This window comes from Lysobacter antibioticus, assembly GCF_000731095.1.
Classification (GTDB): Bacteria; Pseudomonadota; Gammaproteobacteria; order Xanthomonadales; family Xanthomonadaceae; genus Lysobacter; species Lysobacter antibioticus_B.
Genome location: NZ_JMTZ01000086.1, coordinates 19,463 through 41,306, shown reverse-complemented (window position 1 = coordinate 41,306; position 21,844 = coordinate 19,463). Strand labels below are relative to the sequence as shown.

General features: G+C 67.2%; 14 protein-coding genes and 2 tRNA genes. 3 read left to right on the top strand and 13 right to left on the bottom strand.

What is annotated here, in order from left to right; all coding sequences use genetic code 11:
* Positions 1-294 precede the first annotated feature (294 nt).
* Both EX88_RS0120200 and EX88_RS0120195 read left to right on the top strand, forming a co-directional pair.
* The gene (locus tag EX88_RS0120200; RefSeq protein ID WP_031373789.1) at positions 295-3,579 is read left to right on the top strand and encodes a S8 family serine peptidase; all 3,285 of its coding nucleotides are present in this window, start codon (positions 295-297) and stop codon (positions 3,577-3,579) included.
* Between the two features lie 496 nt (positions 3,580-4,075).
* Positions 4,076-7,390: a S8 family serine peptidase gene (locus tag EX88_RS0120195; RefSeq protein ID WP_031373788.1), complete on the top strand. Its 3,315-nt coding sequence runs from the start codon at positions 4,076-4,078 to the stop codon at positions 7,388-7,390.
* An 824-nt stretch (positions 7,391-8,214) separates the two neighbouring features.
* On the opposite strand, the gene EX88_RS0120190 is transcribed toward EX88_RS0120195, so the two are convergent.
* Positions 8,215-8,583 carry a hypothetical protein gene (locus EX88_RS0120190; protein WP_152566387.1) on the bottom strand — a complete coding sequence of 123 codons (369 nt, stop codon included), beginning with the start codon at positions 8,581-8,583 and terminating at the stop codon, positions 8,215-8,217.
* Positions 8,584-8,928: 345 nt separating this feature from the next.
* Here EX88_RS0120190 and EX88_RS0120185 point away from each other — a divergent pair, with 345 nt between their 5' ends.
* Entirely contained in the window at positions 8,929-9,999 is a 1,071-nt protein-coding gene (locus EX88_RS0120185) for a GGDEF domain-containing protein (protein WP_031373786.1), read from the top strand.
* A 30-nt stretch (positions 10,000-10,029) separates the two neighbouring features.
* Here the strand turns inward: EX88_RS0120185 and EX88_RS0120180 are convergent, their stop codons facing one another.
* From EX88_RS0120180 to EX88_RS0120130, 12 genes are all read right to left on the bottom strand, one after another.
* The gene (locus EX88_RS0120180; RefSeq protein ID WP_051885356.1) at positions 10,030-10,644 is read right to left on the bottom strand and encodes a hypothetical protein; all 615 of its coding nucleotides are present in this window, start codon (positions 10,642-10,644) and stop codon (positions 10,030-10,032) included.
* Positions 10,645-10,674: 30 nt separating this feature from the next.
* Positions 10,675-12,078: a pectin acetylesterase-family hydrolase gene (locus tag EX88_RS0120175; protein ID WP_031373784.1), complete on the bottom strand. Its 1,404-nt coding sequence runs from the start codon at positions 12,076-12,078 to the stop codon at positions 10,675-10,677.
* Between the two features lie 420 nt (positions 12,079-12,498).
* Entirely contained in the window at positions 12,499-13,386 is an 888-nt protein-coding gene (locus EX88_RS0120170) for a DMT family transporter (RefSeq protein WP_031373783.1), read from the bottom strand.
* Between the two features lie 20 nt (positions 13,387-13,406).
* Positions 13,407-14,447, bottom strand: coding sequence for a UDP-N-acetylmuramate dehydrogenase (murB, locus tag EX88_RS0120165; protein WP_031373782.1), 1,041 nt, complete (start codon positions 14,445-14,447; stop codon positions 13,407-13,409).
* 69 nt (positions 14,448-14,516) lie between these two features.
* Positions 14,517-15,575: a quinone-dependent dihydroorotate dehydrogenase gene (locus tag EX88_RS0120160; RefSeq protein WP_031373781.1), complete on the bottom strand. Its 1,059-nt coding sequence runs from the start codon at positions 15,573-15,575 to the stop codon at positions 14,517-14,519.
* A 165-nt stretch (positions 15,576-15,740) separates the two neighbouring features.
* Entirely contained in the window at positions 15,741-16,031 is a 291-nt protein-coding gene (locus EX88_RS0120155; RefSeq protein ID WP_031373780.1) for a DUF4190 domain-containing protein, read from the bottom strand.
* Between the two features lie 173 nt (positions 16,032-16,204).
* A complete protein-coding gene (locus tag EX88_RS0120150; RefSeq protein ID WP_031373779.1) occupies positions 16,205-16,399 on the bottom strand; it encodes a hypothetical protein in 195 nt (64 codons plus the stop codon).
* Between the two features lie 184 nt (positions 16,400-16,583).
* Positions 16,584-16,775, bottom strand: a complete 192-nt coding sequence (locus EX88_RS0120145) for a hypothetical protein (protein WP_031373778.1) — start codon at positions 16,773-16,775, stop codon at positions 16,584-16,586.
* Between the two features lie 123 nt (positions 16,776-16,898).
* Complete coding sequence (amaB, locus tag EX88_RS0120140; protein WP_031373777.1) at positions 16,899-18,431, bottom strand: L-piperidine-6-carboxylate dehydrogenase; 1,533 nt, start codon at positions 18,429-18,431, stop codon at positions 16,899-16,901.
* A gap of 98 nt (positions 18,432-18,529) precedes the next feature.
* Positions 18,530-18,654, bottom strand: a tRNA-Arg gene (locus EX88_RS26225).
* Positions 18,655-18,776: 122 nt separating this feature from the next.
* On the bottom strand, positions 18,777-21,050 hold the full coding sequence (locus EX88_RS0120135; RefSeq protein WP_152566386.1) for a prealbumin-like fold domain-containing protein: 2,274 nt from the start codon (positions 21,048-21,050) through the stop codon (positions 18,777-18,779).
* A gap of 341 nt (positions 21,051-21,391) precedes the next feature.
* Positions 21,392-21,468, bottom strand: a tRNA-Arg gene (locus tag EX88_RS0120130).
* Positions 21,469-21,844: the final 376 nt, after the last annotated feature.

Sequence of the window (21,844 nt, the reverse complement as noted above, 5' to 3'; positions counted from 1 at the left end):
CGGTTCGCATTGTTGTCGCGTAACCCAGGGCAGTTCATGTCCGATCGTTGAAGCGCGATTTCAAAAAGCGGCAAGTTCTGGGCGGCGCTCGTGAGGGCGCCGCTTTTTTTAGGCACGCAGGCTTCCGGGCGGGTCCCGGCATCGCAGCCTCGGCGGCCGGTCGGGCGCAGCTTGGTTGTGCCTTTGCAAGCCACCGCAATGCGCGCGGCCGCAGCGGACATCCGCATGGCGCAATGCGAACATCGCGGCCGGGCGGTGCGCTCGTACCGTCCCATCACCCGGGGAGACAACAGGATGTCGAAGCAGATTTCGATCGCCGTGGCGCTAGCCGCGGCGGCGGTGACAGCGCTCGCTTTCGCGGCCATGAAGGTGTCGCGCGAGGAGGCAGGAAATTCGGGACCGGTTGGCGGCGCTCCGCCACCGGGCTTGAGTACGGGCAGCGGCGGCGACGCCGTGCGTTACTTCGTGGTCTATCGCGAGGCGCCGCTGAGCGCCTATCGCGGTCAGTCGGGTTATCTGCCGGCACCGGCGCGACAGCAGGCCGGCCCTGCCGGCCGCGGACGGTTGGACGTGCATGGCAATGGCGCACGCGCCTATCTGGATCACCTCGAGCGCCTGCAGGCGCAGCACGAGGCCGAGATCGGCCGTGCGCTCGGACGCCGCCTGCACGTCGAGCGGCGCCTGCGTCACGCGCTCAATGGTGCGGTAGTGCGCTTGAGCGCGGCCGAGGCTGCGCGTGTCGCGGAACACCCCGAAGTCTTGCTGGTCGAGCCGTATCGCGAATACGCCCAGGCCGGCGACACCGGACCGGCGTTGCTCGGCGCACCGGCGTTGTGGAATGCCGTCCCGACCTCGTTCCAGGGCGATGGCGTGGTGATCGGCATGATCGACTCGGGCATCAACTTCGGCAGCCCGTCGTTCGCCGGCGTGGATGCGGCGAATCATCAACACGTCAATCCGCTCGGCAGCGGCAATTATCTCGGTTCCTGCGCTCCCGGCGGCGTCGACCAAGGGCGCTGCAACGACAAGCTGATCGGCGGGTACGATTTCGTCTGCGGCGCGCCGGGCAATTTTTGCGGCATCTCGACGGTGCGCGAAGAGCCCGGTTTCGGCGATAGCCAAGGCCACGGCACGCAGGTGGCATCGGTGGCCGCGGGCAATGCGCGCACGGTCCAGTACAAGGGCCGCGACGTCGCCATCTCTGGCGTGGCTCCGCACGCCAACCTGATCGCTTACGACGCCTGTTACAGCGCGGTCTCGACCGGGCAGGGCTATTGCCCGAGCGTGTCGGTCGTCGCGGCGGTCGACCAGGCCGTGGCCGACGGCATCGTCGACGTGCTCAACCTGTCGATCACCGGCGGTCTCGAACCTTGGGGCGAAGCGGTGTCCTTGGCTTTGCTCAACGCCACCGAAGCCGGCATCTATGTGGCGGTGCCGGCAGGCAACCTGGGCTCGGAGGCGGGCAAGGTCGAGCATCTCGAACCCTGGGTCGCGACGACCGCGGCCGCGCAGCATGGGCGCGGCGAGTTCGCTTCCTTGCTGCAGGTCACCGGGCCCGCACCGGTGCCGGCGGCGGTGCAGACGATCGTCCTGGGCGAAAGCAGTACCGGTGTAGCGCTGACTGCGGCGATAGACGCGAGCACGCCGTTGCGTGCGAGTCCGGGCATCAACACCGGGTCCGATGGTTGCAGTGCATTCCCAAGCGGGACGTTCCAGGGCGCGATTGCGATCATGCGCCGTGGCACCTGCACCTTCTCGATCAAGGTCAACAACGCCGCTGCCGCCGGTGCGGTCGCGGTGGTGATGGCCAACAACGTGCCGGGCACGTTCGCGCCGACCTATCCAGGCACGACCATCCCGGCCTTCCACGTTTCCGCCGCCGATGGCACGCAGTTGCGCGATTTCGCCATGGCCCAGGCCTCGGCGACCGCCGGCATCGGCTATCCGGCGACGCCGATCCCGAACACGCCCGACGTGTTGGCCGGCAGCAGCGGCCGCGGGCCGGCCGGCCGTTTCTCCGTGCTCAAGCCCGACCTGACCGCACCCGGCGTGCTGGTGCTGGCGGCGACGTCGGGCACGGCGATCAGCGGCAGCGAGTCCGCGGTCGCGTTGGCGAACGGCACGTCGATCGCGGCCGCGCACAATGCCGGCGCGGCGGCGTTGCTGCGTCAGGCACGGCCTCAATGGAGCGCGGCCGAGCTCAAGTCGGCCTTGATGATGACCGCCAAGCCCGAGGTGTTCCTGCCCGACGAGTACACGCCCGGCAATGCGCATGCGATCGGTGCCGGCCGCATTCGCGTCGATCAGGCCTGGAGCGCCGGCCTGGTGCTCGACGAAACCGCGGCGAACTTCCGCGCGGCCAATCCGGCCAACGGCGGCGACCCGGCGAACTTGAACCTGGCGAGCCTGGCGCAGGCGAAGTGTCCCGACAGTTGCAGCTTCACCCGGGTTTTCCGCAATACCTCGGCGAACGCACAGACCTGGAACCTGGTGCTGCATGGCTTTCCCGGCTCGATCGCGCCGACCCAGTTCACGCTGACGCCCGGCGCAAGCCAGGCGGTGCTCGTCACCATCGACAGCAGCGGCGTGCCGAAAGACAACTCGTGGCGCCACGGCCGCTTGGAACTCAGCTCCGGCAGCGGCAGTACCCAGGCCGTTCTGCGTTTGCCGATTGCGATCGCGGTGCCGCCGCCGGCGATCGCGTTCAATCCGGCGCAGGTATCGTTGACCGTGGCCGCGGGCAGCAACGCGACCGTGCCGTTCCGTGTCGAAAATCGTGGCGGCTCGTCCTTGCTGTATCAGTTCCAGCTCGGTGGCACCGCACTGCGTACGCTGGTGGACACCAGCGCCTCGCCTATCGCGTATGGAGACGTGAGCACGATCTTCACCGATCCCAACCTCAATCCGCCGGCGGCCTTCGCCGCCGAGGATTTCACCCTCACCGAAACCACGCGCATCGGCAAAATGCTCGTGCGAGGCGCGAATAGCGGCGGCTCGCCGTTGGCGAACGTGGCCATGATGTTGGGGTGGAGCGTGTATCCGGATTTCAACGGCAACCCATCCGGACACCCGATGACGGTCGGCAATCCACCGGCGGTCTGGAATTTCTCCACCGCTTCGATGACCGCGCCCGGTCTGCGTCTCAAGGGGGGCGATATCGGCTTGGATCTCGCTGCGGCCAATCAAACGCTCGACCTGGCGCCTGGACGGTATTGGTTGGTGCCTTACGTGCGCACGGCGCAAGCCACGCAGTGGATCTGGCTGCAATCGAACTTGGCCGGGAGCAACGGCTATCGCGCCATGCGTCTGGGTTTCTACAACTGGAGAAATGGCTTGCCCGGGCCCGGCGGGACCGGACTGGCCTGGAGCGTCGAGACGCGGCATACCTGCGGAGCGAGCTGGATACTCACCAACTTGGGCAGCGGCCAAGTCGGAATCGGCAATGGCGACGACCACGACGTCACCATCGTCAGCAACGGTCTCGCCCCTGGGCACTACGTCGGTTATGTCTGCGTCTCCAGCGACGATCCCGAGCGCCCCAACTCGGCCTTGCGCGTGGAGTTGACCGTGACGCCCTGAGGCCGCACCGCAGCGCGCCTCACTCGCGGCTCGTGCTGCGATGCAAGGTGAATACCGCGACTCTGCCGCGGCGCAACAAAACGACGGCGCCCCACCGGGCGCCGTCGTCGTTAGCGGCAACCTCGCCGAGGGCTCGCAGGTTCGCTCGGCCTCGCTGCCATCGCTGGCCGGCATCGGCCGCACGTCCGCGCCTGCCCCGGAACTGAGGTTTCAGCACTGCAACATGCCGAAAAAGCATCTGTGGGCGCATCGAAAATGTGTTACTCATCACGCCGCAACGTTCGAGCCTCCAGCAGGCTGCTGGCTTGGGAGGGGAGGCAACGCCTCGTTGCGTTTGCGGTAGTTCCGGCGCTTGGAAGGGCGCTGGGGGGCTGCGGGCACGGAGCAGGGCCGCCGTTCGTCGCCGACGATCTTTACCTTCCTGAATTCGAACCGCGACATGCCTGAGGGGGCAGGCGTGGGGCGGTTTCTTCGCGAACGGACGAGGAGATCTCTCATGCCAACTGCACTGAACCGATTGACGATCGCCATCAGCCTGGTCGGGCTGGCGGCGCTCGCGGGGGCCGCGATCCGCGGTCTCTCGAACGACAGCCCGGCCGATGCCGGCGCGATCGGCGGCGCACCATCGCCGAATCGTATCCATAACGGCCTGGAAACCCAGACCAGCCGTTACATCGTGTTGTACAAGGAAGCGCCGCTCAGCACCTACCACGGCGAAGTCGCGGGCCTGCCCGCGCCGCAACGCCTGGCCGGCGCGCAGAACGCGAACAGCGCTGCCGCCAACAGCGCGGACGGCAATCGCATCGACGTACACAGCGCGCAAGCGCGCAGCTACGTACGCCATCTCGACACCGTGCAGCGCGATCACGAGCGCGGCATCAGTTCGTTGATCGGTCGTCCGCTCGCGATCGAGCGCCGCATGCATCACGCCGTCAACGGCGTGGTCACCCGCATGACCCAGAACGAAGCCGCGCGCATCGCCAAGTTGCCCGGCGTCGAACTGGTCGAGGAATACCGCGAGTATCCGCTGGCGACCGACGTCGGCCCGCAGCTGATCGGCGCGCCGGCGTTGTGGAACGCCAGCCCGACTCAGTTCCGCGGCGAAGGCGTGGTGGTCGGCGTGCTCGATACCGGCATCAACTTCGGCAGCCCGGCGTTCGCCGCGGTCGACGATACCGGCTATCAGCACATCAATCCCAACGGCAGCGGCAACTACCTCGGCACCTGTGCCCCCGGCGGCGTCGACGAAGGCCGTTGCAACGACAAGCTGATCGGCGGTTACGACTTCGTCTGCGGGCCGCCCGGCAACACCTGCGGCGTTGCGGGCCTGCGCGAAGAGCCCGGTTTCGGCGACACCAACAGCCACGGCAGCCACACCGCGTCGACCGCGGCCGGCAACGCCTGGACCGCGAATTACAAGGGCCGCAACATCCGTATTTCCGGCGTCGCACCGCACGCCAACATCATCGCCTACGACATCTGCTACACGATCATCGCGACCAACCAAGGCCAATGCCCCAACACCTCGGCGGTGGCCGCGGTCGACCAGGCGATCGCCGACGGCGTCGACGTGATCAATTACTCGATCGGCGGCGGCGCCTCGCCGTGGGGCGAAGCGGTGTCGCTGGCCTTCCTCAACGCGGCCGATGCCGGCATCTACATCGCCACCTCGGCCGGCAACAGCGGCCCCGGCCCGAACACGCTCGGCCACCAGGAACCGTGGACCTCGACGACCGCCGCTTCCCAGCACGGCCGCGGCACCTTCGCCTATCTGCTGCAGGTGACCGGCCCCGGCGCCGTGCCGCCGGCGTTGCAGGCGGTGGTACTGACCGAAGGCTCGTCCGGCGCGGCGTTCACCACGTCCTTGCCGCCGACCACGCCGGTCCGCGTCAGCGCCGGCATCGATACCGCCGCCGACGGTTGCGCCGCGTTCCCGGCCGCCACCTTCCAGAATGCGGTCGCGGTGGTGCGTCGCGGCACCTGCAACTTCACTGTCAAGGTCAACAACGCAGCCGCCGCGGGTGCGGTCGCGGTGGTGATCGCCAATAACCAGCCGGGCGCCACCTCGCCCAGCGTCCCGGGCACGACGATCCCGACCTTCCTCGCCGCGCAGACCGACAGCGATGCCTTGCGTAATTTCGCCACCGGCAACGGCAATACGACGACCGGCGGGATCAACTTCCCGCCGACGCCGATTCCGAACACGCCCGATGTGCTCGCAGGTTTCAGCTCGCGCGGACCGACCGACGGCCTGGATCTGATCAAGCCCGACGTCACCGCACCCGGCGTCAACATACTCGCGGTGATTTCCGGCACCACCCTGACCGGCAGCGAGAACATCGTCGGCCTGCTCAGCGGCACCTCGATGGCCTCGCCGCATCAGGCCGGCGCCGCCGCGCTGTTGCGCCAGGCCAAGCCCGATTGGACCTCGCACGAGATCAAGTCGGCCTTGATGATGACCTCGAAGGAAGAGGTCTTCAAAGAAGACGAAGTCACCCCGGCCGACGCCTTCGCCAAGGGAGCGGGCCGCATCCAGGTCGATCGCGCCTTGCGCTCGGGCCTGGTGCTCAACGAAACCACGGCGAACTTCCTGGCGGCCGATCCGGCCACCGGCGGCGACGTCTCCAAGCTCAACCTGGCCAGCCTGGACAAGCGTGAGTGCTATGGCTCGTGCACGTTCAAGCGCGTCTTCCGCCATGCCCAGGGCAAGCCGGAGTTGTGGCTGGCGCAGGTGAAGGGACTCGACGGCATCGCCTTCCCGCCGGTGTTCCTGTCCGCGCCCGGGCAGAGCACGACGGTGCACGTGATCGTGCTGAGCAAGGGCTTCGCCAAGGACGGAAGCTGGCACTTCGGTCAGCTCGACCTCAAGCCGATGTTGACCCGCGCATCGCCCGATCTGCATCTGCCGATCGCGATCTCGGTGCCGCCGCCGGCGATCGCGTTGAGCCCGGAACAAGTGTCGCTGAGCCTGAGGGCCGGCAGCCGCGGTTTCGCCGACTTCAGCATCGGCAACACCAGCGCCTCGCCGCTGGAGTTCCAGGTCGACAACACCGGTTCGGCATCGCGCACCGTCGTCAACGCCAGCAGCGAAGGCGTCGCCAGCGGCTTCCGCAGCACGATCTACACCGACCCGGCCTCGGCCGGCGGTCTGCCGGCGCAGTTCTCCAGCGACGATTTCACCCTGACCGACACCACCCGCCTGTCCAAGCTGTTCTCGGAAGGCTTCGTGTCCAGCGGTGCGTCCCTGGCGAGCACGGCGACCAACATCAGCTGGAGCGTGTATGCCGACAACGGCGGTAATCCCAGCAGCAACCCGTTGGCCGGCAGTGCGGTGTGGAGCTACACCTCCGCGCCGAACGGCGTGGGCGTGACCCTGGACGGCGCCAACATCGCGCTGGACCTGGTCGCGGCCGGGCAGAACGTCGAACTCGCTCCGGGCCGCTACTGGCTGGTGGTGAATGCGCGTACCAGCTTCGCCAACCGCTGGGTCTGGTTCGCCTCCAACAGCGGCGACAGCCAGTTCCGCACCATCGCGCCGAACGCGAGCGGTGTCGGCACCTGGTTGGCCGGTGCCGGTTTCGCCGGGCTGGCCTACGACATCCAGGGCCTGAGCGCTTGCGGTGCGCCGTGGATCGGTGCGCCGACGCGCGCCTTCGGCACCGTGCCGGGACACGGCACGATCGCCAATCGCGTGCGCATCAACACCGCCGGCCTCGCGCCGGGCGGACACGTGGGTTATGTCTGCGTGGCCAGCGACGATCCGGTGCGGCCGAAGGTGGCGTTGCGGGTGGCCTTGACCGTCACTCCGTAACCATCGCAGGCTGAAGCGTTATCCAGACCGGGCCCGTTCGCGGGCCCGGTTTTTTTTGCCTGCGTGGCGGCGAGGATGCCTGCGATGTGGTCGTACATCGATCGGTGATTATCGATCGGCCGCTTCTGTTTTCTCGCCATCGACAGCTATCGACGGCCGACCGTTGAGCGCCGATGGATGTGCCATCTACGCATTCATATTCAACGAATTCAATTCACCCTTCGTTTCCTGCCGTATTTCGAAGGCTTGCAAAGCACATTTCATACGAAGAAAGATTGCGACGGAAAGCGGACAAGGTTGCCCGCATCGAAGGTTTCAGCTGCAACGGCTGACTGGCACGGATGAACCATGAGAACTTCAAACGGAACTACCGATCGCAATCAATGGTTGCGGCGCGCCTTGGCCTGGATGGCGTTTTTCGGACTGGCGCTGGCGCTCGGTTCGGTACGAGGGCAGGCGCTGGGTTCGCCGGACGGATGCGCCACGCACGTCTGTCCAAGCGTAGTCGGGATGGGTGCTGCTCATACCGAAATAACGAACGAAGCAGAGTGCCCGTGAAACTGTCCGCTTCGGCGTCTTGGGCATCAGGCGCCTGTTTGTTCGTGCTTTCTGCCCGTGCGAATTGCACTTCGTTCGATCTTCACGGCGTATCCTTCAAATCGGGCCATCCCTCGAAGGGGGAGGGTATCGAGGAGTCGGTGCAGGATGAAGCGGATCTTGCCGCTTTTCGTCTCGTGCCTTGGAAGGCTCCACAACTCATTGACAATGGCGGGCGTACTCGATGATGTGAGCCGCGCCGGTGTCGCCGACGCAGCCCACTCGCCTCACCACTCGCGCCATTCCTCGGTGATGTCGTCCTGGCCCGAGCCCACGCCGGCGGTCGCGGCGACACGGATGATCAGTTCGCACAGGCCTTCGCGCTGGTCGGTCTCGATCAGGCTGTGATTGCAACGTGCGTTGAGGGCGTTGAGGGCGAGCACCGCATCCTTGACCGCGCCGCTGGCGCGGGCGTTGTCGCCGGCGGCGTGGGCGATGGAGTCGAGGAAACGATCGATGATCCCTTCGCAGTCGTCGATGTCCTGTGCGGTGTAACCCGCGTCGCTGCCGTCTTCGGCGACTTCTTCCATGTAGCTGCGCATGCCGTCGAGGATCTCGCTCTTGAGTTCGACGTAATCGTTCGTTTCCACTTGCACGTGGCCCTCTCTGTGGCGATGGGTGCGGTCGTTCCAGGTTGTCGTTCGCAGGCCGCTCGCGCGCCTGCACGGCAGGTTCGATTGTAGCGGGCCGACATTGCAAGCAGCGCCATCGCTTGAAAGTACGGCATCGCGCAATGGCCGTGACGGCGGTCGGCGAAACGCGGGTCGGGTCGGTCCCGCACTTGCGCATGGCGCGGTTACGGGGCAGGGCGGCCGGTCCGGTCCGTGCTCTGGTCCGTGCTCCGGTCCGATCCCGCGGCGGCGAGGCCTTGCTAGACTCGACAGGTCGGAGGCCATGACAGGGGATGGGGTTCGACAGCTCCGACCCCAGGAATCCGAGTCGTGCAGAAACCCGAGATACCCGCCAACGAAGCCGCGCGCCTGGCGGCGTTGCGCAGCTACGACATCCTCGACACCGCCCCGGAAAAGGATTTCGACGATCTGGTCGCGATCGCGGCCGCGATCTGCGATGTGCCGACCGCCTTGGTCAGCCTGGTCGACGCCGACCGGCAGTGGTTCAAGGCGCGCATCGGCCTGGCCGCGAGCGAGACACCGCGCGAGCTGGCGTTCTGTGCCCACGCTATCCTCGAGCCGAACCGGACCATGGTGGTGCCGGACACGCATAACGATGCGCGTTTCGCCGACAGCCCGCTGGTCGTCGACGACCCGAACATCCGCTTCTATGCCGGGGCGCCGCTGGTGACGCCGGGCGGCGAGGCGCTGGGCACGCTGTGCGTGATCGACCGCCAGCCGCGCGAGTTACGCCAACACCAGTACGTCGCTTTGCAGGCCTTGTCGACCCAGACCTCGCGCCTGCTCGAATTGCGCCGGGTCAGCCACGCTTTGGCACGGCAGTTGCAAGAGAGCGATTGGTACGAGCAGAAGCTGCTGCAGTACCAGGCCGAGCTCGAAGCCAGCAACGCCGATCTGACTGCGCTGACCCGCACCGATCCGCTGACCGGCCTGCCGAACCGGCGCGCGTTCGCGCTGGCGCTGGAACAGGCGCTGGCGCGGCAGCAGGCGCCGGCCGCGCTGCACGTCGCCGTGCTCGACATCGACCACTTCAAGACCATCAACGACGTCCACGGCCACCCCGAAGGCGACCGTGTCCTGCTGGCGGTCGCCGAGGCCTTGCGTCTGTACGCGGCCGCGCCGGGCGGGGTGGCGCGCTACGGCGGCGAGGAGTTCCTGATGATGTTCGAGTGCGGTCAGGCGCAAGCGCAGCTGCAATGCGAGTACGTGCGCGAGGCGGTCGCGAATCTGCCGGTCGGGTTGCCGCTGACCATCAGCATCGGCCTGGCCACGCACCGCGCCGGCGAGGACACGGCGGCCACGTTCGCGCGCGCCGACCAGGCCTTGTACGCGGCCAAGCGCGGCGGGCGCAATCGTGTGGCGGTGGCGGAAGGCGATTGAGCGCGTTGCCGCCAACCGATAGCAGCACGGCTAACGATAGGCCTGTTCGCGTTCGGCCTGCAGGCGCTGGCGCAGGTACTCGTCGCGGCTGAGCCCGCCGGGGATGCGCTGCATCGCCAGGACTTCGGCGACCACGTCGCGTTCGCGCTGCTTGTAGTCCCGGAAACGCGGGTCTCGCTGTTGCTGGTTTTGCCACTGCGCATTACGGCGCGCGGCCTCGGCGCGGTAACGCTGGGCGAGCGCTTCGACCTGCGCCGCCTGTTCGGCGGGGTCGACGACCGTGGCCTGGATCAGCCCGACCCGCAGCAGCATGGTTTCGCCGGCGGAGAGTTCGCCGGCGTTCTCATAGGCATCGATCTTGCGCTCCAACACTTGCGCGCGCTGGCTGCGTGCGACCGGCCCCAGGTTGCGCGCATCGCGGAAGAAGCGCTGCGCATCGCGCTGGAACTGTTGGCGCTGGCGGTAGTCGCGGGCCTGCGGTGTCGCCAGCAGGGCCTGCATCTGCGACGGCGCGCCCGTGCCCTGAGCGTTGCTGGCCGCTACCGTATCGGCTTTCGCCTTGGACAGCGGCAGCCAGCCGCCGCCGACCGCCGCGGCGATGGCCGCGGCGGTCAGGGTGAGCACCCATAAGAGGGTCGTGCGCATCGGTGCCTGCTTCTATCAGGTGTGAACCGGTCAGGCCAGCAACTGGTCGACCAGCCAGTACAGCAGGTTGAACGGCTTGGCCTTGTCGCGGCTGTCGTTCTGCTCGGAAGCGTCGCGCACCTTGCCGCTGCCGTCGAGCACGCTGTCGATGAAGTGCTTCAGCTCGAGGCTCTGCTCCTGCACGTCGCCGTTCTTGAAATCGACGATGGTCGTGCAATGGCTTTCGTTCAAGGCGCGGTATTGCGGGAAGTAACCGCCGAAGTTGTCCAGGCCGTTGAGGCGGTCCGACAGGCGTTGGGTGTCGGAAGCCCATTTCGCGTGGATCAGGGTTTCTTTCGCGGCCTGGTTCGGCGCCGATTGGATGTCGGCGTGGAAGCGCTCGTAGGAGTACGACGAGTAATTCAGGTCCTGCCAGAAGTGGGTCGCGCCGAGCCGGTCGCTGCCGTGCTTGTTGGCGAGTGCGGGGTAGATCGAACCGAGTTCGTCGAGGTCGAGCTGCGGCAGGCCGCTGGCGAGATAGGCCAGCGGGCCGTTCGGCGCGTCCAGGCCCCAAGCGCCGCGGATATGCGCCATCAACGGCTGCGAGGGGTATTGGGCCGGGTTGCCGTTGCGCGGGGTCGGGAAGATCGGGCCGGAGTCGTCGATCAGAAAGGCGCGGCTCGGCGACAGATCGCGGCGCAGCGGGTCGTAGTTGATCAGGCTGCCGGCGCCGCCGGCGCTGCAGCCGGTGCTGAGCATCTGCCCGGGCCGCGGCAGGTTGTCCTTCAGCCAGGCGGTCAGCGCGCGCGAATTGCGCAGGCCGTTGTGGTGCCAGACCAGCGGTTGCGCTTGCCCGGTCGGGTCGTCGTAGACCGCGACCTTGTCGCCGCCGTAGAGGTCGCCGGTGCAATAGGGCACGTAGACCATGTTCCAGCCCTGGGTCTTGACCCCGTCGAACGGGCTGACCCGGGTCACGAACGGACTGACCAGGCTCGCGCCGGGATTGAGCAGCTTCATGTAGTCGTCGGGCACGCCGTTGGGATTGCGCGCGCCGCGCACGCCGCCCTGGCCCGAGCAGCTCGCATAGTCCCAGCAGGCGCCGCCGCCTTCCATGTAGATGATGGTGTTGGTGGTGTCGGGCACGCGGTTGACGAAGATCTTGTACGGCGAACCGTTGCCGCAGACTGCGCCGGTCTCGGCGGGCAACTGCACCGTCTGCCACTGGTAGTAGGCGCCGGGGTCGAAGCCGTCGGCGCGTGCGGCGTCGCGACTGAGCAGCGGGTACTGCCCGCTGCGTTGCGCCGGCTGGACTTTGTTGTCGGCCTTGGGCGGCGAGAACAGGTTGCGGATGGTTTCGAAGAAACCGTAATCGCCTTGCTCGGCATGCGAGGGCAGGCTGGACAAGGCGACGGCGCCGCCCAGAAGGGCGACGGCCACGTGACGGCTCAGTGCCATGATCTCTCTCCTTGGATCGTCATGAAGGGAGGAGCGGGTCGCGTTACCGGCGCGCGCTAGGGCGTGCGCGAGGCCGGTTCCCCTCCGTACTGCCGCGTCTGGATATCGCCCGCCGTACGGCCGCGTCAATCGCGCCGGCGTGCGCCGGACCCGATCTGCGCAGATTGACCGCTAATGCGGCCGCGCCTGTCCGCTAATGCCCGGACCCCGATCACGGAATCGCCGAGTGCGGTCGGCGCCTTCGTGCGCTGCAACAAGCGGAGTCGATGCATCGCTGGTACGAGCCACCAGGAGCGTTCGTGCCTTCAAAGCCACCGTGCTGTTCCCCTTTTGCAAAGGGGGGGCAGAGGGGATTTGCGCCAGATCGCGAGGCCCCGCCTGACCGGCGACCCTACAAACGCTACGACCAGGCGCAGCAACTCACTCTCCCGGCACGGCCCCCGCCGTCGCCGCGGCCGACGCCGCGCGCCGCGCCAGCACCGCTTCGCGATGGGCGATGTAGGCGTTGGACGCCAGGATGATCGCCGCGCCGGTCACCGTGTAGGCGTCCAGGCCTTCGCCGAACCAGAGCCAGCCGGCCAGCGCCACCAACGGCAGTTGCATGAAGCTGATCGGCGTCAGCGCCGAGACTTCGCCGAGTTTGAGCGCGTGCGTCCACAGCACTTGCCCGCCGGTGCCGAAGATGCCGGCGGCGATGATCCACCACCACACCGTGCCCTGCGGCCACTGCCAGACGAACAGTGCCGGGACCAACGACATCGGCACCCAGAACGCATAGGTGTAGAGGACGATGGTGTTGGCCGAGTCGATGCGCGAGAGCTGCTTGATCTGGATCGAGATCACCCCGCCGAGCACCGCGGCGAGCAGGGCGGCGAGGCTGTCGATGGAGAAATCCGCCGAGCCCGGCCGCACGATCACCAGCACGCCGATGAAACCGGCCAGCACCGCGAGCCAGCGCCGCGCGCGCACCTGTTCGTGCAGGAACAGCACCGCGGCGATGGTGACGAAGATCGGCGTCGAATAGGTCAGCGAAATCGCCTGCGCCAGCGGCAGGTGGCCGATGGCCCAGAAGCCGGCGAGCATCGAGCAGATGCCGATCAGGCAGCGCACGAAATACTTCGGCAATTGCCGGGTACGCAGTTCCGCGCGCTGCGCGCCGAGCAACAGCGGCAACACCGCGAGCAGGCCGAACAGGTTGCGGAAGAAGGCGATCTCGAAGGTATGCAGCGATTGCGAAGCGAAACGGATCGCGATGGTCATCACGCCGAACGAGATCGTGCTGGCCAGCATCAGGCTGGCGGCCCGCATCGGATGCGCCGGCGCGGCGCTCACCACGTGGCGCCGATCAGGCGCGGTTCCGGTTCGATCGCGACGCCGTAGCGGGACTGCACCGAGGCGGCGATGCGGCGGGCCAGGTCGAGCAGTTGCACGCCGCTGGCCCGGCCATGGTTGACCAGGACCAGCGCATGCGCGGCCGACACGCCGGCGTCGCCGTCGCGATGGCCTTTCCAGCCGCAGCCGTCGATCAGCCAGGCCGCCGACAGCTTGCGCGTGTCGGCGTCGTTGCCGCGGAACGACGGCATCGACGGATGCTCGGCCAGCAAGGCTTCTGCTTGCGCGATCGGCACGATCGGGTTCTTGAAGAAGCTGCCGGCGTTGCCGAGCACGGCCGGGTCGGGCAGCTTGCGGCGGCGGATCGCGATCACCGCATCGGCGACCGCCTGCGGCGTCGGTGCATGCACGCCCATCGTCGCGAGCTCATCGCCGATGCCGGCGTAGTCGAGCCTGAGCGCGGGCACGCGCGACAGCGAAAACTCGACCGCGCTGATCAGGTAACGGTCCGGCGATTGCTTGAACAGGCTGTCGCGGTAGGCGAACCGGCATTGCGCGTTGTCGAAGCGCAACCAACGCCCGGTCGCCGGCTCGAAGGCTTCGACTGCGTGCACGAAGTCGCGCACCTCGACCCCGTAGGCGCCGATGTTCTGGATCGGCGAGGCACCGACCGTGCCCGGGATCAGGGCCAGGTTTTCGGGGCCGGCGAAGCCTTGCGCCAGCATCTGCATGACGAAGCCGTGCCAGGGCACGCCGGCATCGGCGCGGACGATCGCGCGTTCGCCGTCGTCTTCGACGATGCGCACCTGGCGGCCGCTGAGTTCGAGCACCGCACCGCTCGGGTCGCCGGCGAACAGCAGATTGCTGCCGCCGCCGAGCACCAGGGCCAGGCCGTCGCTCAGTTCGGGGCGTTGCAGCGCCTCGGGCAGGGCCGCGGCCTCGTCGACGCTGACCAGCCACGGCGCGCGCGCGGCGACACCGAAGCTGTTGCGGTCTTTCAGGGATGCATCGCGCAGCACGCGCACGCTCGGGCTCATGCGCTCATGCCTGCGAACCATGCCTGCGAATCATGCTTGCGATAGGGAATCGGGTGGATGACGGCGGGCTCAGATCGTCGGCGGGACATTGCCGCGGCTGGGCGCTTCCTTGCGGCGGCGGATCGCTTCGACGCATTCGTGGACCAGGGCCGGCCCGCGATAGACCAGCCCCGAATAGCACTGCACCAGGCTCGCGCCCGCGGCCATCTTGGTGACCGCGTCGGCGCCCGACAGGATGCCGCCGACGCCGATCATCGAAATGTTTTCCGGCAGGCGCGTGCGCATCTTGCGCAGCACCGTGGTCGATTGGCTCATCAGCGGGCGCCCGGACAGGCCGCCGGCTTCCTTCGCATGCGGGCTGTCTTCGACGCCGTCGCGCGCGATGGTGGTGTTGGTGGCGATGACGCCGTCGACCTGCAACTCGCCGAGCACGCGGCCGGCGGCCTCGATGTCGTCGTCGGACAGGTCGGGCGCGATCTTGACCAGCATCGGCACGCGCCGGCCTTCGCGCGCGGCGAATTTCTCCTGCGCCTCGCGCAGGCTGCCGACCAGGCGGCGCAGCGACTGCTCCTCCTGCAGTTCGCGCAGGCCGGCGGTGTTGGGCGAGGAGATGTTGACGGTGATGTAGTCGGCCAGCGGATACACGCGTTCGAGGCAGTAGAGGTAATCGCTCTCCGCGTTCTCGTTCGGGGTGTCCTTGTTCTTGCCGATGTTGATGCCGAGCAGGCCGCGCTTGCGCCGCGCCTTGGCGACGTTGCGCACCAGCGCGTCGACGCCGTCGTTGTTGAAGCCCAGGCGATTGATCACGGCCTGCTGTTCGGGCAGGCGGAACATGCGCGGACGCGGGTTGCCGGCCTGCGGCTTGGGCGTGACGGTGCCGATCTCGATGAAGCCGAAACCCAGCGAGAGCAGGGCGTCGACGTGGGCGCCGTTCTTGTCCAGGCCGGCGGCCAGGCCGACCGGATTGGGGAAGCTGAGGCCGAAGACCTTGGTCGGCAGCGGCTTGGGCGGCCGCGCCATGAGTGGATTGAGGCCGCTGCGATAAGCGGTTTCCAGCGCCGTCAGGCCTAGGCCGTGCGCTCGTTCGGCATCCAGTCCGAAGAGAAAGGGTCGGGCAAGGCTGTACACGAGGTCGTCGGGGGCGCTCGGGGACGGGGACGCCGATTATCGCCCAAGCGGGTGGCTCGGGGCGAGCATGGCGTGTGGCGGTTGGCGGCGGGCGGGCTGGGCCGCAGCCGGCGGGATGGCGCGGCGGTTGCGCGATGCGCCCGGGGACGCATCGCGCAGGCGGTGTCAGTGCTGGCCGCTCAGGGCCACGATCGTGGCCAGGCCGCCGAAGAACAGCACGATCACGATGAGGCTGAGCAGGGCGATGATCACCGAGCCCCAGCCCAGGATCAGGCCGCCGATAGCCAGGCCGTTGCCGTCGTAGCGGTCCGGTTCGCGGCGAATCTGGCCGCGCGCCATATGGCCGGTGATGATGGCGCCGAGGCTGCCGACCAGGGGCAGCAGGGTCCAGCCGAGGATGCCGGCGATCAGGCTGATGATGGCCAGGACATTGGTCTGGCGGACAGGCATTTGCATGGGGACGTTCCCTCGTGATGTGAATATCGTCACAGCATACGACGGGCTTGCCGCGCCGGCATGCTCGCCGCGGGTTATCGCGACGACGCAAAGACGAAGCGGTCCGCAAAGCGCGTTCGCGGTCCGCGTTCGATCATGGCCGGTACCGGGCGCGTGCCGATGCCCGCGATAGATCAATCCGGCGGATAGCTCATCGCGCAGCCGCTGGCGGTCTCGCAATCCCACATGGCTTCCAGGCAGGGTTGCGTGTCGCCTGGGCTGTTGCTTCGGCAGACGTAATAGCCGGCCAGGCAGTGCTCGCATTGCGGCGCGGCGTAGGCGGTCAGGGCGGCGGCGAAGCCGAATACGCCGAAGGCCAGTGCGCTCAAGCGGATGCTACGGTTCCGTGTGTCCACAAGACGTCCTTCACCGTCGCCAGTCCATCTGGCGAGCCCATGCTAGGGGCGGCGGCGCGGCGATTACGCCGAATGCGTCGCGGTCTGCGATCGCCGGTGTGACGGACTTTTGCGCTTGCGATCACAAAACGGTGTGGTTGCCGGGGACTGCGTTGCGCTAGCCCGGGCTGCTGGAATCGATGGGCTCGACCAACACTTCGGCCGGCCTGAGGCAAAACCGCGGAGAGTTCTCGCCGAACCACAGGTAACCGTAAGCGTCGATGCGCAAAACCGGCAGCGACTGGCCTTCGAAGCGGCGCAGCTCCGCGACCTCTGGCTCGGGCAGGTCGTGGATCAACCAGTCGGGCAAACAGGGAATGCATACCCGCGTGCCTGCACCGATGGGCTGGCCCGCGGCATCCGTTGCCGCCAGGGGATACCCCGGCGGCAACGGACCTGGCGTTCGATCGGAGAACGGCATCGCCGCCCGCGCTTACAGATCGAACTTGATGCCCTGCGCCAGCGGCAATGCGTCGGAGTAGTTGATCGTGTTGGTCTGGCGGCGCATGTAGGCGCGCCATGCGTCCGAACCCGACTCGCGACCGCCGCCGGTTTCCTTCTCGCCGCCGAACGCGCCGCCGATCTCGGCGCCGGAGGTGCCGATGTTGACGTTGGCGATGCCGCAATCGGAACCCGCGGCCGACAGGAAAGCTTCGGCGGCCTTGAGGTTGGCGGTGAAGATCGACGACGACAGGCCCTGCGGCACGTCGTTCTGCAGGGCGATGGCTTCGTCCAGCGTTTTGAACTTCATCACGTACAGGATCGGCGCGAAGGTTTCGGTCTGCACCACTTCGGCGTCGTTGCTCAGGCCGGTGACGATGGTCGGCAGGACGAAGTTGCCCTTGCGCTCGATCTGCGCGCCGCCGGTCTCGACCTTGCCGCCGCTGGCCTTGGCCTTTTCGACCGCATCCAGGTAGGCCTGCACCGCATCGCGGCTGTTGAGCGGGCCCATCAGGTTGGCCGGGTCGGTCGGGTCGCCGATCTTCTTCTCGACCTGCTTGAACGCCGCGACCAGCTTGGCCAGCACGTCGTCATGGATCGACTCGTGCACGAACAAACGGCGGGTGGTGGTGCAACGCTGGCCGGCGGTGCCGACCGCACCGAACGCGATCGCCGGGATCGCCAGCTTCAGGTCGGCCGAAGCGTCGACGATGATGGCGTTGTTGCCGCCGAGTTCCAGCAGCGAGCGGCCCATGCGGCGCGCGACGCGCTCGCCGACCACGCGGCCGACCTTGGTCGAACCGGTGAAGCTGACCAGCGCGATGCGCTTGTCGTCGACGAAGTTCGAGGCCAGCTCGGTGCCGGCGTCGTTGAACAGGAAGAAGATGTCCGGGAAACCGGCGGCGCGCAGTGCTTCGTTGCAGATCTTCATCGAGGCGATCGCCGACAACGGGGTCTTCGGCGAGGGCTTCCAGATGGTGATGTCGCCGCAAATCGCCGCGATGAACGAGTTCCAGGCCCACACCGCGACCGGGAAGTTGAACGCCGAGATCACGCCGACCAGGCCGAGCGGATGCCACTGCTCGTACATGCGGTGACCCGGGCGCTCGGAGTGCATGGTCAGGCCGTACAGCTGGCGCGACAGGCCGACGGCGAAATCGCCGATGTCGATCATTTCCTGCACTTCGCCGTCGCCTTCCGGCTTGGACTTGCCCATTTCCAGCGCGACCAGCGAACCCAGCGCGTCCTTGTGCTTGCGCAGCGCGTCGGCGCACAGGCGGATCGCTTCGCCGCGGCGCGGGGCCGGGGTGGTGCGCCACACCGCGAAGGCGGCTTGGGCGCGTTCGACGATGGTGTCGTAATCGCTCTGCGAGGACGCCTGCACGCGCGCCAGCACTTCGCCGTCGGTGGGATTGATCGGCTCCAGCACGCCGGCGTCGGCGGTCTTCGACCATTCGCCATGACCGAGGTAGGTGCCGGACTCGTTGTCTTTGAGTCCCAGGGCGGCGAGAACGGGGTGGGTCATACCGAAAGCTCCAAGTGATGGTCGCGCCGTGGCGCGGCGAGACGGAAAGGGGACGCCCTCGCGGGCGCCGGCAGCGCGCATGAGCGGCGCTGCGTGGTTGGCGACCCCGACACGATTCGGACGTGTGACCTTCCCCTTAGGAGGGGGGCGCCGCGTCCAATCGAAGCGTGGGGTGCTCCGGCGAATTGTAGCCGGTGGGCCGCGGCGGTGCTCGGCAACGGCCGGTAACGGGCGCTTATGGCCGGTTATTGCATGTTGATTGCCCGTCATGGCCGGGCATGGCTAGGCCGATCACGGCCGCGCGGCGGGCCGCGCCGGCCGCTGTCGATCCGGCGGTCGGCTTGCTTACTGGACCGTGCAGCTCAGGGTTACGGTCGCCTGATTGTTCGGTGCCGTCGCCGCCAAGGTTGCCAGCGCCACCCCTGCATCCAGTTGCGCGATGGTCAGGGTGGGTGCGGGGCAACCCGCTCCCGAGCAAGCTGCCGGGCCTGGGCAGATCAGCTCGCTACGGCCGGCGATCGGATCGCGCAATACCGCGCCGGTCACCGCGTCCGGGCCGTTGTTGGTCACCACAATGGTGTAGGTGGTGATGGCGCCTTGAATCAAGGTGTCGTTGGCCTGGTCGACGTCGCCGTTCACGCCCGGGGTGTTGGTCTTGGTGATGGACAAGTCCGCGAGCGGTGCGCGGGTGTTGGCGAAGGTGCAGGTCAGGTCGTCGCCGGCTACCGGAGTGAGATTGAAACTGGTGCCGCTGCCGCTGGGCGTCTGTCCGCCCGAAAAGGCGTTGCTGCAGTTCCAGGCCGTGGTGTAGTTCGCCAGATTGGTGCCGGCCGCCGCCGTTTCCGACAGCGTATAGGCCGAGCCGATCGTGGCCGGGTCCACCGTCACGGTGCCGGTGGCGGTGCTGCCGCTGCCGGTGGTCGTCACCGGCGCCGGCGCGCCCGGGCCGGCCACGCTCAGTGCGAACTGATCGGCGGCAACGAAGCGTCCGAGCGGCAAGGACTTCTGCAGGCGAATCACCGGTCGCTTGATATTGGTGTAGGTACAGGTGGTCGCCGTGGTGCTGGTCGAGATCGTCAGCGAGCGTCCGGTCGCGCCCGACGCGAGCGTGGAGCCGCCGGCGCAGGCGACCGTCGTGAGGTAGTTCGCCTGGCTGCCGTTGGAAAAGGCTTCCGCCGGAAGCACGACGCTGTCGCCGGCATACACGGTGACCGCCGCGCCGGTATCGGTCTCGTTCGGTGTGTTCGCAGTGGAGGCGAGCGTCGGGTTGTTGGTGCCGCCCGTCGTCGTCACCGTAATCGCATTGTTGACTGTGGCGTTCTGCCAGGTCTTGGCCAGATTGATCTGCTGCGCGATGCGGGTATTGGTGAACGCGCAGCCGACGCCCGAGTCGGTCGGCATGGTGAAGCTGCCGCTAGCGCCGGTGCCGCTCGCCACCAGCGTGTTGTTCGAGATGCGCCGGCATTCCCAGGTGATGGTGTAGTTCGCCGCGCTGCCGGTGGTGAAGGTTTCGCTGAGGGTGACCGTTTGGCTCGGCAAGCCGTTCGCGGTCGCCGCGGTCGTCGTGGCCGGCGGCGTCGAGGTGCCGGCGGTAGGATTTTCTGCGCCCGCTCCTGCGAGAGTCAGGCTGACGGTATCGCCGCTCTTGCCGTTGACCCAGGTCTTGCCCAGGGTGATCGGCAGGTTGGGCACATTGGCCGAGCCGAAGCCGACGCCCAGGTTGTCCGTCACCAGACCGACCGCCGTCAATACCAGACGGTCGAAGGTGGTGTTATGGGTATCGATGAAAACCAGCGTGTCGGGATAGTTGCCGCCGGTCGCCGACGGAAACGACGACAGCGTGTAGGTCGCGGTGGATGCGTTCCAGGTGTAGTTCGTCGGCGTGCCGGTGGGCGGATACGGGTCGACGACCGTCACTGTCCAGGTGCTGGTGTTGATCGGAACGCCTTGATAGTAGGCATCGAAGTTATAAGTGAACGGCCCGGTGACGCCGGTATCGCCGGAACCGGGGTCGAATAACGAAATGATGGTGTTGTCGGGCGAGGTGACGCTGCCGTTGAATTTGAAGTCGACGACGGTCGTGGAAACCGCCGCGGGCGGCGCATCGTCCGGTGCGCGCGGAAATTCGCCCTCGAAACCGAAGTGGAAGATTCCGGTCACGCCGCCGACAGAGTTGGCGTATGCGTCGGAGTAAGCGGGGGCGCCGAAGCCGCTCGCGGTAATGGTGGTTTGATGATTCTCGGTGAATCCATAGACCTGCCCGGCGCCGGTGCGGGTCATATCGACCGTGCCGGTAATAGAGCTTCCACCGGGCGCCCACAGCCAGGTTCGCGTGGCGGTCTGGCCGCTGTTCAAAATGCCCGGATTACCGCCCGACAAGGTGACCCAGTTGGTTTGCGCGAAAGCACCGCCGGCGAATCCGAATGCCGACATCGCCGCAAACAGGCAGAGGAAGGCGCGTCTCGAAAATCGTATGCCCGGCCTGCGCCGGCTCACAGAAAGCAGGGCTGCGCCTGGCGGCAGCAGGGCACTGGATGACCTCGGCATGGAACCTTCCCCCTGAGAACGGCTGTAGCAACTCGATGCCAGCGGTTCGTCGGTTGTTCCGACAGAGCGCAAGCATAGGGCCGCATGTTCCGTCGTACGTAGAGAAATACGCCAAATTCAGGGCAATCACACTTATTTTTTGTTCATGGCCGCTGGCCGAAGACGGCGCTGTTCGACGTTATGTGCGCGATGCCGGCAGGTAAGTGGCCGGGGCGGATCGAACCGCACAAAGATGGCGAGTGTTCGATGTGTCGTTCGTGCCGGCCGAGCAGACGTGACGCATTGGTGCCGGCAGCGTGTTTGCCGCCGTCGGGCCGTTGCCCGACCGGGTGAAGTCCGAGTCGAATGCGATGAGCGGAGCCATCGGGACTTGGAAGCGCGCGCTTGCTTGCTGTCTCGCCCAGCCCTTAGGTTGGCGACCCCGACACGATTCGAACGTGTGACCTTCCCCTTAGGAGGGGGATGCTCTATCCAGCTGAGCTACGGGGCCGTTGCGATTTCACGGTGTAGCCGGCTGCTCTACGACCGCGCTGCGCCTGAGTGCAGCGAGCCGGAGGATTGTACCCGGGGCGGCCGTGGCCCGGCCACGACCGTGTCCGGCGGCTGGGCCGGGACGCCGCATAGCCGTGCTTGCGCGCTGCGCTACAACGCTCGCGGCCGGGTTCGTCGCAGGCGGCTGGTCCCGCGGGGGCCAGGCCACGGCGCGCCCGATCGCGCGTAGCGGCGCGTCCGAGTCGGCAAGCTCGGCTGCAACGTGCCGCGGCCGGCATCGTGAAGCCGAGTCCGGGGTTGTCGGACCAGCGGTACGGAAAATCCGGGTCATCTGGATTAATGTGTCGCTTGGCACAGTTTTTATTGTGACGAGT